The organism is Caulobacter sp. GW821-FHT10A10, assembly GCF_059415745.1.
Window position 1 is genome coordinate 267,083 of the sequence record NZ_JBWKNV010000004.1, and the last position, 13,063, is coordinate 280,145.

At 71.6% G+C, this 13,063-nt stretch carries 9 protein-coding genes; 6 read left to right on the top strand and 3 right to left on the bottom strand.

What is annotated here, in order from left to right; genetic code table 11:
- Positions 1 to 53: 53 nt before the first annotated feature.
- From AC07NS_RS13305 to AC07NS_RS13330, 6 genes are all read left to right on the top strand, one after another.
- Positions 54 to 734, top strand: coding sequence for a response regulator transcription factor (locus AC07NS_RS13305; RefSeq protein ID WP_494603894.1), 681 nt, complete (start codon positions 54 to 56; stop codon positions 732 to 734).
- Positions 721 to 2,082 (top strand): sensor histidine kinase, encoded by a 1,362-nt coding sequence (locus AC07NS_RS13310; RefSeq protein ID WP_494603896.1) that lies wholly within the window; start codon positions 721 to 723, stop codon positions 2,080 to 2,082. The genes AC07NS_RS13305 and AC07NS_RS13310 overlap by 14 nt, the downstream gene beginning before the upstream one ends.
- On the top strand, positions 2,083 to 2,730 hold the full coding sequence (locus AC07NS_RS13315) for a winged helix-turn-helix transcriptional regulator (protein ID WP_494603898.1): 648 nt from the start codon (positions 2,083 to 2,085) through the stop codon (positions 2,728 to 2,730).
- Positions 2,731 to 2,944: 214 nt separating this feature from the next.
- A complete protein-coding gene (locus tag AC07NS_RS13320; protein WP_494603900.1) occupies positions 2,945 to 6,172 on the top strand; it encodes an efflux RND transporter permease subunit in 3,228 nt (1,075 codons plus the stop codon).
- A complete protein-coding gene (locus AC07NS_RS13325) occupies positions 6,165 to 7,346 on the top strand; it encodes an efflux RND transporter periplasmic adaptor subunit (protein ID WP_494603902.1) in 1,182 nt (393 codons plus the stop codon). The genes AC07NS_RS13320 and AC07NS_RS13325 overlap by 8 nt, the downstream gene beginning before the upstream one ends.
- Complete coding sequence (locus AC07NS_RS13330; protein WP_494603903.1) at positions 7,333 to 8,745, top strand: efflux transporter outer membrane subunit; 1,413 nt, start codon at positions 7,333 to 7,335, stop codon at positions 8,743 to 8,745. Before AC07NS_RS13325 ends, AC07NS_RS13330 begins: the two co-directional genes overlap by 14 nt.
- On the opposite strand, the gene AC07NS_RS13335 is transcribed toward AC07NS_RS13330, so the two are convergent.
- Genes AC07NS_RS13335 through AC07NS_RS13345 form a run of 3 tightly spaced genes read right to left on the bottom strand, consistent with a single transcriptional unit; the run spans position 8,742 to position 12,848 of the window.
- Positions 8,742 to 11,309 carry a TonB-dependent receptor gene (locus tag AC07NS_RS13335; protein ID WP_494603905.1) on the bottom strand — a complete coding sequence of 856 codons (2,568 nt, stop codon included), beginning with the start codon at positions 11,307 to 11,309 and terminating at the stop codon, positions 8,742 to 8,744. The genes AC07NS_RS13330 and AC07NS_RS13335 overlap by 4 nt on opposite strands.
- Complete coding sequence (locus AC07NS_RS13340) at positions 11,293 to 12,315, bottom strand: FecR family protein (RefSeq protein ID WP_494603907.1); 1,023 nt, start codon at positions 12,313 to 12,315, stop codon at positions 11,293 to 11,295. Before AC07NS_RS13340 ends, AC07NS_RS13335 begins: the two co-directional genes overlap by 17 nt.
- A complete protein-coding gene (locus AC07NS_RS13345) occupies positions 12,312 to 12,848 on the bottom strand; it encodes an RNA polymerase sigma factor (protein ID WP_494603909.1) in 537 nt (178 codons plus the stop codon). The genes AC07NS_RS13340 and AC07NS_RS13345 overlap by 4 nt, the downstream gene beginning before the upstream one ends.
- Positions 12,849 to 13,063: the final 215 nt, after the last annotated feature.

The following is a 13,063-nucleotide window of genomic DNA, read 5'->3' on the forward strand; positions in this document are numbered from 1 at the left end:
TCGCCTCTCGGCGCGCTTGAGGGGCGCGGCGGGAGGGAGTAGTGCGGGACCAGATGCCCAAGATCCTCGCCATCGAAGACGATCCGAGCACCGGCCAGGAGATCGTCGCCGAGCTGGAGCAGCACGGCTTCGAGGTGGAGCTGGTGGCCGACGGCCGCCAGGGCCTGATCCGGGCGGCCAGCGGCGACTTCGACGCCGTCACCCTGGACCGCATGCTTCCGGGCCTGGACGGCCTGGCCATCGTCACCGTCATGCGCGGGGCGGGCGTCGAGACGCCGGTGTTGATGATCAGCGCGCTCAGCGACGTCGACGAGCGGGTGAAGGGCCTGCGGGCCGGCGGCGACGATTACATGACCAAGCCCTTCGCCTCCGAGGAGCTGGCCGCGCGGCTGGAGGTGCTGCTGCGCCGCCGGACCAGCGCGCCACGCCAGACCACCCTGACCGTGGCCGACCTGGTAATCGACCTTCTGGCCCGCACCGTCCATCGCGGCGGGGTCGAGATCCGGCTGATGCCGACCGAGTACAAGCTGCTGGAGTTCATGGCCCGCAACTCCGGCCAGGTGCTGACCCGGACGATGATCTTCGAGGCGGTGTGGGGCTATCACTTCGACCCGGGCACCAACCTCATCGACGTGCATCTGGGCCGCCTGCGCAGGAAGGTCGACCGGCCGGGCGCGCCGCAGCTGCTGCACACCGTCCGGGGTTCGGGATACGCGCTGCATGCGCCCGCGTGACCTCTGGCGGGCCAGCCCGTTCCGCCTGACCCTGCTGAACGGCGCGGTGTTCGCCGTGGCCGTGATGGCCCTGCTGGGCATGATCTACTGGCGCACCGCCGGCTACATCACCCGCCAGCTCGACGCGATCATCGTCAGCGAGAGCACCGTCCTGGCCAACGGCCCGGCCGACACCCTGCCCGAGCGGGTGCGGGCCGCCGTGGCCGCCGACGGCCGGGCGATCGCCTATTACGGCCTGTTCTCGGCCGACGGGGTGTGGATCACCGGCAATGTCCGCCGCCTGCCCGACAACGCCGAGGCCGACAACCGGCCGCGCACGCTGAACGAACCCGGCCTGCAGCCCGGCGCGCGGGGCCTGGTGCGCCGCCTGCCCTGGGGCGAGCAGCTGTTCATCGTCCACGACGCCAAGGTGCTGACGGGGCTGCGCGACATCATCGTCAACGCCCTGATGGTCAGCGGGGCGCTGATCCTGCTGCTGGGCCTGTCGGCCGCCGCCCTGCTCAGCATTCCGCCCCTGCGCCGGGTGGAGCAGTTGCGGACCGCCAGCCGTGCGGCGCTGGCCGGCCGGCTGGGCGTGCGCCTGCCGGTGTCGCACCGGCGCGACGAGATCGACATGCTGGCCAGCCTCGCCAACGGCATGATGGACGAGACCGAGCGCCTGCTGTGGGAGGTCAAGAGCGTCGGCGACAACGTGGCCCACGACCTGCGTACGCCGCTGAACCGGCTGCGCGCGGCGCTCTACCGCGCCACCCAGGACACGAGCCCGGACGAAGCCGGGCGGCGCGAGATGATTGAGCGGGCCCTGGAGGAGACCGACGAACTGCTGGTGCGCTTCCGCGCCCTGACCCGCATCGGCGAGATCGAGCGCCGCGACCGCCAGGCCTGTTTCGAGGCGGTGCGGCTGCAGGATGTGCTGGAGCAGGTGTTCGAGCTGCACGACCCGGCGGCCGAGGATCTGGGCGTGGCTATCGAGACCGACTTCGCGGCCGAGGCCCCGACCGTCTTCGCCGATCCGGCCCTGCTGTTCGAGGCGGTCAGCAACCTGGTCGACAACGCCCTGAAGTTCACCCCGCGCGGCGGGCGGGTGACTCTGCGCCTGCTGGCGCTCGACGAAGGACCGCGCATCGAGGTGGTCGACAACGGGCCGGGCGTGCCCGAGGACGAGCGCGAGGCGGTGCTGAACCGCTTCCACCGCTCGCAGCGCACGCTGGATCGGCCGGGCTCGGGCCTGGGTCTGAGCATCGTCGCGGCCATCGCCCGCATGCACCATTTCACCCTGTCGCTGGAGGACGCGCAGCCGGGCCTGCGGATCGCCATCGACTGCTGGCCGCGCGGGCTCGAGGCCTAGATGCGGCTGCTGCACGCCAGCCACCGGCCGCGCGACCTCTACCTGGCCCGGGCCCTGATCCAGGCCGGCCATGTGGTCGAGAGCCTGGACAGCCTGGACGACGCGGCCAGCGCCAGCGCCGGCGAGGACTATGACGCGGTGCTGCTGGAAGTGGCCGCGCCGGCCGACGCCCCGCTGGCCGCCCTGTCGCGCCGGGGCGAGCGCGCCCTGCTGGTGCTGATCGCCGACCAGGCCTCGCCCGCCGCCCGCACGGCCGCCTTGCGGGCCGGAGCCGACGCCTGCCTGATCCGGCCGGTGCATGTCGTCGAGCTTGAAGCTCGCCTGACCGCGCTGGCCCGCCTGGCGCCGGGTCCGGCGGCCCCGACGGGCCTGCGGTTCGACGCCGCCGGCCGCAAGGTCGCGCTGGGCGAGGCCAGCCTCGTCCTGCCCAGCCGCGAATACGCGCTGCTGGCCTACATGGCCGAGCACGCCGGCCAGGTTCTGAGCGCCGAGCAGATCCTCAAGCACGTCTGGGGCGAAGGCGACGATCCGCGCCCCGAACGGGTGCGCACGGCGGTGGCGCGCCTGCGCCTGAAGCTGGAGGCCACCTTCGGACGGCCGCTGCTGACCACCCTGCGCGGCCACGGCTACCGGCTGGACCTCGAATAGCGCAACTGCGGGGGCCGACGCGGTCCAGCCCATTTTTCGTCCCGCGCCCTCAACATGACAGGATTTTCATCCGGCTGAGACGGCAGGTTTAGGCGGGCGGGCGCATCACCCGGCGGCGCAGCTTGAGTACGCGCAGATTCCGCGCGCCCGGCCCCTCCCCCCCGGACGCAGGGCGCGCGGGATCGTCCACTGCTGCAAGTCCGGAGCAGGCCGCTTGAACGCTATCGTCCGCATCGCCCTGCAACGCCCGCTCACGTTCATCGTGATGGCGATGCTGATCCTGATCTTCGGCGTCCTGGCGGCCCTCGGCACGCCCACGGATATCTTCCCCGAGATCCGCGTGCCGGTGATCGGCGTGGCCTGGCAATATGCCGGCCTGTCGCCGCAGGAGATGTCGGGCCGCATCGTCACGCCTTATGAGCGGGTGCTGTCGACGACGGTCAACGACATCGACCATATCGAGAGCCAGTCGCTGCCCGGCATCGGCGTGGTGAAGATCTACTTCCAGCCCGGCGTCGACATCCGCACGGCCACCGCCCAGGTGACCTCGATTTCGCAGACGGCCGTCAAGCAGATGCCGGCCGGCACGACCCCGCCGCTGATCATCAACTACAGCGCCGCCACCGTGCCGATCCTGCAGCTGGCACAGTCGGGCAAGGGCCTGTCGGAACAGAAGCTGTTCGACCTGTCGCAGACGGTGGTGCGCCCCAACCTGATCAGCGTGCCCGGCGCGGCCATTCCGTATCCATACGGCGGCAAGGTCCGCCAGATCATGATCGATCTGGATCCGGTCGCCCTGCAGTCCAAGGGGCTGTCGGCGCAGGACGTCTCCAACGCCCTGGCCGCCCAGAACCAGATCCTGCCCGCCGGCACGATCAAGATCGGCACCTTCCAGTACAACGTCCGCCTCAACGACGCGGCCGAGACGATCGAGGAGTTGAACAGCCTGCCGATCAAGACGATCGACGGCGCGACGATCTACATCCGCGACGTCGGCCAGGTGCGCGACGGCTCGGCCCCGCAGACCAACGTGGTGCACGTGGACGGCGCGCGGGCGGTGCTGTCGACGATCCTGAAGAACGGCTCGGCCTCGACCCTGGCCATCGTGCAGGGGATCAAGGACCGCCTGCCGGCCCTGAAGGAAAATCTGCCCGACGACTTCAAGATCACGCCGCTGAACGACCAGTCGCTGTTCGTGAAGGGCGCCATCGAGGGCGTGGTCAAGGAAGGCGTCATCGCCGCGGCCCTGACCAGCCTGATGATCCTGCTGTTCCTGGGCAGCTGGCGCTCGACGGTGATCATCGCCGTGTCGATCCCGCTGGCCATCCTGGCCGCCATCGCCGCCCTGTCGGCCATCGGCCAGACCCTGAACATCATGACCCTGGGCGGTCTGGCCCTGGCCGTCGGCATCCTGGTCGACGACGCCACGGTGACCATCGAGAACATCAATTGGCACCTGGAGCACGGCAAGGACGTGCGCACGGCCATCCTCGACGGCGCGGCCCAGATCGTGGTTCCGGCCTTCGTCTCCCTGCTCTGCATCTGCATCGTCTTCGTGCCGATGTTCATGCTCAAAGGCGTGGCCGGATTCCTGTTCGTGCCGATGGCCGAGGCCGTGGTCTTCGCGATGATCGCCTCGTTCATCCTGTCGCGCACCCTGGTGCCGACCCTGGCGATGTACCTGCTGAAGCCCCATGCCAGCGAGCGCCTGGACTACGAGCACGCGGCCGAGCACGGCGGCGCGGGCAAGCCCTCGCGCAACCCGCTGGTGCGCTTCCAGCGGAGCTTCGAGACCGCCTTCGGCAAGCTGCGGGAAGGCTACAAGAACCTGCTGGTCATGGCCCTGGGCTCGGGCCGAGTGTTCATCATCGGCTTCATGGTGGTGGTCGTGGCCTCTTTCGCCCTGACGCCGTTCCTGGGCCGCAACTTCTTCCCGACGGTGGACGCCGGCCAGATCACCCTGCACGTCCGCGCCCCCGTCGGCACGCGGCTGGACGACACCTCGCTGTTGTTCGGCCAGGTGGAAGAGGCGATCCGCAAGGTGGTGCCGGCCGACGAGGTGGGCTCGATCGTCGACAACATCGGCATCCCCAACAGCGCCATCAACATGGTCTACAGCAACTCAGGCCTGATCGGCCCGCAGGACGGCGACATCTTCGTCGCGCTAAAGCCCGAGCACGGCCCGACGGCGGACTACGTCAAGAAGCTGCGCGAGGAGCTGCCCCGCCAGTTCCCCGGCGCGACCTTCTCGTTCCTGCCGGCCGACATCATCAGCCAGATCCTCAACTTCGGCGCCCCCTCGCCCATCGACCTGCAGATCTCCGGCCCTAACGCCGCGGCCAACCGCGCCTACGCCGCCAAGATCCTGGCGCGACTGAAGACCATCCGAGGCCTGGCCGACGTGCGCCTGCACCAGCCGGAAGGCGCGCCGCAGCTGCGGGTCGACGTCGACCGCTCGCGCATGGCCCAGCTGGGCCTGACCGAACGCGACGTGACCAACAGCGTCGTGGCCTCGCTGGCCGGCAGCTCGCAGGTTTCGCCGACCTTCTGGCTGAACCCCAAGAACGGCGTGTCCTATCCGATCGTCGCCCAGGTGCCGGAATACCGCGCCGGCTCGCTGTCGGATCTGAACGGCATCCCGATCACCGGGACGGCGGCCAATGCGCAGCACGCCCAGATGCTGGGCGGCCTCGGCGTGATCAAGCGCGACACGGCGCCGGCCGTGGTCAGCCACTACGACATCCAGCCGGTGCTCGACATCTACGCCACCCCGCAGGGTCGCGACCTGGGCGCGGTGACGGCCGACATCAACAAGGTGCTGAAGGACCTGGCCAAGGAGCGTCCGAAGGGCGCGACGGTGGCCCTGCGCGGCCAGATGGTGACGATGAACGCCGCCTTCTCGGGCCTGGGCTTCGGCCTCGTCGCCGCGATCGTGCTGATCTACCTGCTGATCGTCGTGAACTTCCAGTCGTGGCTGGACCCGTTCGTGATCATCACCGCCCTGCCCGCAGCCCTTGCCGGCATCGTCTGGATGCTGTTCGCCACCGGCACCACGCTTTCGGTGCCGGCCCTGACCGGGGCGATCATGTGCATGGGCGTGGCCACGGCCAACTCGATCCTGGTGGTCAGCTTCGCCCGCGAGCGGCTGGAAGCCACCGGCGACGCCCTGACCGCCGCCATCGAGGCCGGCTTCACCCGCTTCCGCCCGGTGCTGATGACGGCCCTGGCCATGATCATCGGCATGGCGCCGATGGCGCTGGGTCTGGGCGAAGGCGGCGAGCAGAACGCGCCGCTGGGCCGGGCCGTCATCGGCGGCCTGATCTTCGCCACCACCGCCACCCTGCTGTTCGTGCCCGTGGTCTTCCGCCTCGTCCACGGCCGCAAGACCGCCGACCAAACCCTTCCCGCCGGACCGACCACCGGAGCATCGTCCCATGCCTGATCAACAAGCCGCTCCTTCGCACGGCGCGATCTCGACCCGCCGGCTGAAGCTGGCCGGCGCCGCCGGACTGGTCCTGGCCGCCGTGGTGGTGGCGGGGGGCCTCGCCGCCCGCGTCCACGCCGACCAGTCGCTGAAGAGTTGGACCCACGACCAGGCCATTCCGACGGTCGCCCTGGCGCCGGTGGCCGGCGGCGGCCATGCCGACCTGGTGCTGCCGGGCGACGTGCAGGCGTTCTACACCGCCCCGATCCACGCCCGGACCAGCGGCTATCTCAAGCGCTGGTACGTCGACATCGGCCAGCGGGTGAAGGCCGGACAGGTGCTGGCCGAGATCGACACGCCCGACCTCGACCAGCAGGTGCTGCAGGCCCGCGCCAACCTGGCCACCGCCCAGGCCAACCAGCGGCTGTCGGCCCTGACCGCCAAGCGCTGGGAGGGCCTGGTCGCCCAGGACGCCGTCTCCCGCCAGGAGGCCGACGAGAAGACCGGCGACCTGGCCGCCCGCAGCTCGGCGGTCAACGCCGCCCAGGCCGATCTGGCCCGCCTGTTGGCCCAGCAGTCGTTCAAGCGCATCACCGCCCCGTTCGACGGCGTGGTCACAGCCCGCAACACCGACATCGGCCAGCTGATCTCCGTGGGCGGCTCGGCGGACACAGCGCTGTTTACGGTGGCCGACCAGCACCGCATGCGGGTCTATGTCAGCGTTCCGCAGAACTATTCGGCCCTGGTGCATCGCGGCCTGAGCGCCCAGCTGAGCGTGCCGGAATATCCGGGCCAAACCTTCACCGCCTCGGTGGTCAACGACGCCCAGTCGGTGGGCCGCAACGGCGCCATGCTGGTCGAGCTGCAGATCGACAATCCCGACGGCCGCCTCAAGCCCGGCGCCTACGCCCAGGCGGCGTTCAAGCTGCCGGCCGCAGCGACCACGACACGGATCCCGGCGACGGCGATCCTGTTCAAGCACGGTGGCCCGACCGTGGCCGTGGTCGGCGGCGACGGCCGTGTGAAGGTGCGCACCATCGCCATCGTCCGCGACCTGGGGACCGAGGTCGAGATCGGCGCGGGTCTGCAAGCGGGCGAGCGGGTGATCGACAATCCGCCTGAAGCCTTGTCGGACGGCGACCTCGTGCGGGTGGCCGGCGCCGCTCAGGGAGCGGCCCATGCGAAGGGTTGAGGCGCGTACCCTGCTTCTGGTCGCGGCCGCCGCCTCGGTGCTAGCCGCCTGCGCCAGCGCTCCGGCCTATGTCGCGCCGGCTATCACCACGCCCGTCGCCTTCAAGGAGACCGGCCCCTGGACCCCGGCCGCGCCAGCCGACGACCAGCCGCGCGGCGACTGGTGGGCCGTCTACGGCGATCCGGTGCTGAACGACCTGGAGGCGCGAGCGGCCAAGGCCAACCCCGGCCTCGCCGCCGCGACCGCCGCCCACGATCAGGCCGTCGCCCTGGCCGGCCAGGCGCGCGCGGGCCTGTTCCCATCGATCGACGGCGGCGCCCTGGCCAGCCGCCAGCGCCGATCCGACAACGCGCCCCTGCGCAATGGCGGCGTGGACGAGTATTCGACCCGCCAGGCCGTCGCCAGCGCGTCCTACGAGATCGATCTCTGGGGACGGGTGCGCAATCAGGTCGCCGCCAGCGGCGCCCAGGCGCAGGCCAGCGCCGCCGACCTACAATCGGTGCGCCTGAGCCTGCAGGCCGAACTGGCCGACAGCTATCTGGCCCTGCGCGGTCTCGACGCCCAGTCGCGCCTGCTGGCCGACACCGTCGCGGCCTATCAGAAGGCGCTGGACCTCACCCAGATCCGTCACGACGGCGGGGCGGCGACCGGCCTCGACGTCAGCCGGGCGAAGAACCAGCTGTCGACCGCCAAGGCCCAACTCAGCGACGTGGCCGCCCAGCGGGCGCTCTACGAGCACGCCATCGCCGCCCTGGTCGGCGAGACCGCTTCCAGCTTCGACCTGCCGCCGGTCCAGGCGTCGCTGACCGTGCCGAGGACGCCAGTCGGCGTACCGTCGGTGCTGTTACAGCGGCGGCCCGACATCGCCGCCGCCGAGCGCCGCGCCGCCGCCGCCAACGCCCAGATCGGCGTGGCCCAGGCCGCGCGCTTCCCGACCCTGACCATCGCCGGCCAGGCCGGCTGGCAGTCGGACGGCGGGGTCGATCTGTTCAGCGCGCCCAACGCAGTCTGGCTGCTGGCGCCGCAACTGGCCGGCTCGATCTTCGACGCGGGCAAGCGCAAGGCCGAGGTCGAGGCGGCCAAGGCCGCCCACGCCCAGGCCGCCGAAAACTATCGCGGCGTGGTGCTGGCGGCGTTCCGCAACGTCGAAGACCAGATGGCCCTGTCCAACCGCCTGGCCGAAGAGGCCAAGGACCAGGACGACGCCATGGCCTTCGCCAAGCGCACCGAAGAACTGGCCATGATCCGCTACCGCCAGGGCGCGGCCAACTACCTGGAGGTCGTCACCGCCCAGACCGCGGCCTTACAGGCCGAGCGCTCGGCCCTGGTGCTGGAGACCCGACGCCTGCAGGCCTCGGTCGATCTGGTGCGGGCGCTGGGCGGCGGGCCCGCCAGCTAGAAGCGCTTGCGCAGGCCGACCGACACGGTGCGCGGCTCGCCATAGATCAGGGTCGTCGCCGTGACGGCGGGCGTGATCGCCCCGCCGCCGGCGGCGTAGACCTCGTCGAACAGGTTCTGGACGGCGATGGAGAGGGTCAGGTCGCCGCGTCCCGGCGGCCTGACGTCAAGACCCAGATTGGCGACCGCGAAGGCGTGCTGCAGGCCGTTGCTGTCATGCGCCCGCTCGACATAGCGCACGCGGCCGCTCTGGTAGACGTCGCCCCAGAGGGTCCAGAGGCCCAGCCGCGCCGACTGGACCGCCCGCCACTCGGCCGCCAGCCGCACCGTGTAGGGCGGCGAATAGGAAAACTGCAGCGAGTCCGGATCGGTCGGCGTCAGGCTGGCCAAGGACGCCGGGACGGTCAGGGCGGTGAAGCGGGCCTTCGTCAGGGTCGCCGAGGCCGACAGGGTCAGGCGATCGTCCCACCGGCCGCTCCAGCCCAGCTCCAGGCCGCTGATGGTCGCAGAACCGGCGTTGATGATGAAGCTGGGCGGATCGTTGGCGGCGATCCCGTCGCCGTCGAAGTTCTCGGCCGGGAACAGCGCCCGCTGGACATCGCGCGACCAGCCGCGGAACAGGGCCGCATCGACTCGATGGCGCCAGTCGCCCGCGCCGCCGGCCCATTTCAGACCCAGCTCGACGTCGGTCAGGCTTTCCGGCGCATAGACCTGATAGGCCGACAGCAGCGAGCCGAACGCCGGCGCATTGACCCCGCCGGCGCGGTAGCCCCGCCGCGTCACCGCGTAGACCGTCAGGTTCGGCTGGCCGCGCCAGGTCAGGCCGAGGGTCCAGGTCGGGGCCGATGACTGGGCGCGCCCGGCCTCGCCGCAGGCGTCTTCCGAGATGTCTGCCGCCGGGGCCGCGACGCGGACGAGGCAGGCGCTCGACACGTCGCGGGTGTAACGCAGGCCCGCCTCCAGCTCGAAACCCCGGCCCAGGCGCCGGGTGACGTCGACGAAGCCGGCCAGGCTTTCGCCGCGGCGGTACTGGAACTCGACACGCGCCGGATTGGTCGGCGTCACCGCGCTGGCCCAGAGGCTCTTCTGCACCCCGATCGGCGTCGTCGACAGGTAGAACAGGCCGGCCTGCCAGGCGCCGCCCTCCCCCGTCCCACTGGCGCGCAGTTCCTGGGTCAGCTGGCCAAGGTCGATGTGGCGGACGAGCTGATTGAGCGGCAGCGGCGAGCCGTCGGAGTCCAGCGCGCTGTCGAGCACGCTGCGCCGATAGGCCGTGACCGACCGCAGGTTTATCGCCTGCCCCTGCCAGTCCAGGCGCAGGGTCGCGCCGTCGTTGCGGCGGTCCGAGCGCGGCGCGAGATCGACCTGCGTCTTGCGCGGTCCCCAGGCCTTCTGCCGGGCCAGCGCGATGTCGATGTCGCATCCCGCCACGCCGCAATCGAAATAGGGCGCGGCCTCGGGCGTGCGCCCCGTGCCGCCGCCGGTGACGTCGGGCGGGTTGGGATAGGTCCCCGACAGGATGGTGGCGCTGCCAGTCTCGTCGGCGCGGAAGCCGTCGAGCACCAGCAGGGCCGAGAGAGGGCCATCTGGACGCCAGGCCAGGGACAGCCGCGCCGCCGCCTGGTTGCGGTCGTCGAGATCGTCGCCGGCGCCGAGGTTCTCGACCAGGCCGTCGCGTTTGAGGACGTAGACCGCCAGCCGCGCGGCGAGCGTCGCCCCGGATGGGGTGAGATCGCCGGCCGCCTCGACTTCGCGCAGGCGATAGGAGCCGACGGTGACACCGGCGTGACCACGGCGCCCCGGCTCGGCGGTGTGGATCAAGAGCGCCCCGCCGGTGGTGTTGCGCCCGAACAGCACGCCCTGCGGCCCGCGCAGCACCTGTACCTCGGCCAGGTCGAAGGACGGCAGGATCGAGCCGTTGTTGGGCAGCGGGGCCTCGTTGACATAGGTGATCACCGACAGGGCCGACTCCCCGGCCGTCGCCCGGCGCTGGCCGCGGATGACCAGGGTCGGGGTCTCGGTCGAGACCTGGCCGGCGGCCGTCAGCCCCAGCGCCGCCCGCCGCAGGGCCAGGACGCCGTCGCCGCCCAGCCGGTCGAGATCGGCCGCCGAGACCGCGGCGACCGAGGCGGGCACGTCGATCAAGCGCTCGTCACGGCGGCGGGCCTGGACCAGCACGGCGTCGAGCGCCTCGGCCGGATCGCTCGCCGGAACAGTCTGGGGCTTGCGGCCGGCGGCCTTCGTCGGACGCGGCCGAGGGGCCGGCGTGATGGCGAAGGCCCCGGATCCGATACGGCGCGCGGTCAGCCCGCTTTCGCCCAGCAGGCGCTTCAGCGCCACCTCGGGCTCGGCGACGTCGCGGCCGCCGGGCGACCGCAGACCGGCCACGGCCTGGGGCGCGAACAGCAGATCAACGCCGGTCTGCTCGGCATAGGCCTGCAACGCGGCGTCCATGGCGCCAGCCGGGACATCGAAGCGAAGCGGCGCGGCCAGGGCCGGCGACGCCGAAGCCAGCAGCACGGCGCCCGCGAGGGCCCGCGCCGCCCAGTCAGTCCGCGGCCGCACCGGCGTCCTTGGCGGGAGACAGGACGATCGCCCCGTCGGCCGCCTCGCCGATCGTCAGGCCGTGGATCACAGCCACCGCGCGGGCGAAGGCCAGGGGATCGTCGCCGCCGAACGCTCCGCTGACCTTCAGGGTCTTGGCGCTCCCGCGCACGATGATCCGGCGGCCTCCCCGGCGGTTGATCTCGGCCGCGGCGTCGGTCAGCGCCTCGCCGCTCAGCACCAGCCGGCCCTCGCGCCAGGCGGTGGCGGCGGCGACGTCGGCGGAGGAGACCGAGCCGGCCTCCGTCCCGTCCGACCGCAGGACTTCGCCGGGAGCCAATTCAACGGGCTGGGCCGAGCCGCCGGACACCCGGACGCGGCCATGCAGCAGGGCGACGCGGTAGGCGCCCACGGCCGGGGTCAGGTCGACCTCGAAGGCCGTGCCCAGGGCGCGCACCACATGGCCGCCGCCGCTGACCTCGAACGGACGGCCGGCGTCATGGGCGACGTCGAAGAAGGCCCGGCCGCCGACCAGGGTGATGGCGCGGCTTCGCCGGTCGATGCGGGCGGTGAGCCGCGCGCCGCCGTCGAGCGTCACGTGCGAACCGTCGGCCAGGACCACCGCGCTGCGCTGGCCCGGCGCGGCGGCGTAGCTCTGTTCGGAAACACCGGCGCGCTGCCAGGCCAGGCCGCCGGCGCCCGCCAGCACGGCCAGGCCGGCGACGCTCGCCGCCATCAAGGCTAAGGCGCGGCGCGAGCGGCGGGCCTTGCCGGCCGCGAAAGCGGCTCGGGCCTCGGCCAGTTCGCGCTCGAGCCCGCCGGCGGCGACGGCGTCGTCGACGAATTCCTCGACCTCGGCCATGGCGGCGTAGGCCTCGACGTGCTCTGCGTCGGCTTCCAGCCAGGCGGTCAGGGCCGCCTCGTCGGCCGGGCTCCAGCCCGGCGCGCGCCGGCGTTCATGCCAGTCGGCGGCAGCGTCATAGACGTCGGCCAGGCCCTCGTCGGGCGTTTGGGAAACGGGCGTCATGGACGGCGAACCCGTCGGGTCAGATGGGCCATGGCCCGTCGCACGTCCTTCTCCACGGTGCTGATCGACACCCCCAGGACGTCGGCGATGGCCTGATGCCGCAGTCCGTCGATCCGGTAAAGCAGGAAGACGTGCCGGGTGCGCTCGGGCAGGTCGGCCAGGGCCCGACGGACCTCCGTCAGGGTCTCGCGGTCGATCAGGGTCTGCTCGGGGGTGGCCGGCGCCTGGGAAGCGGCGGCCTCCTCGATCTCGGGAACCGCCAGGCGGCGCACCTGCTGGCGGCGGGCGCGGTCGCGGATCAGGTTGGCGGCGGTCTGGAAGAGATAGGAGTCCAGCCGCTCGACGCCCTCGTCGGGCGGACGCCGGGCGAAGCGCAGGAAGACCTCGTGCACCAGATCGTCGACATCGGCCCCGCCGCCGACGCGCAGGGCGATGAACCGTCGCAGCACGCCCTCATATCGTCGGACGACCTGGTCAATGTCGTCGGACCGGGTCTGGCCGGGCGCCGCCTGGCCGAAGGTCGCCTGACTCAAACTCGATTGTCCGGACACCCCGTACTCCCGCCGCCGGGAGGACCGGCTAAGCGAACTTGGCCGCGTGGCGATGAGCGAACCACCCCAGGCCTCGCAGTTTCCCGCCCGCGCCGCCCATTTCATCAGCAGGCGCCCAAATTGCGCACAGCCTGACCAGAGCCGCGCCTTCGCACCGAGAGGCGAAAAAAGTCGCAAGGGCAAACGCCCCTCGCCCG

Bases quoted from the DNA above. Each gene is read 5' to 3' on its own strand.
- AC07NS_RS13305 (WP_494603894.1), top strand. From the start codon at position 54: ATGCCCAAGATCCTCGCCATCGAAGACGATCCGAGCACCGGCCAGGAG.
- AC07NS_RS13310 (WP_494603896.1), top strand. From the start codon at position 721: ATGCGCCCGCGTGACCTCTGGCGGGCCAGCCCGTTCCGCCTGACCCTG.
- AC07NS_RS13315 (WP_494603898.1), top strand. From the start codon at position 2,083: ATGCGGCTGCTGCACGCCAGCCACCGGCCGCGCGACCTCTACCTGGCC.
- AC07NS_RS13325 (WP_494603902.1), top strand. From the start codon at position 6,165: ATGCCTGATCAACAAGCCGCTCCTTCGCACGGCGCGATCTCGACCCGC.
- AC07NS_RS13330 (WP_494603903.1), top strand. From the start codon at position 7,333: ATGCGAAGGGTTGAGGCGCGTACCCTGCTTCTGGTCGCGGCCGCCGCC.
- AC07NS_RS13340 (WP_494603907.1), bottom strand. From the start codon at position 12,315: ATGACGCCCGTTTCCCAAACGCCCGACGAGGGCCTGGCCGACGTCTAT.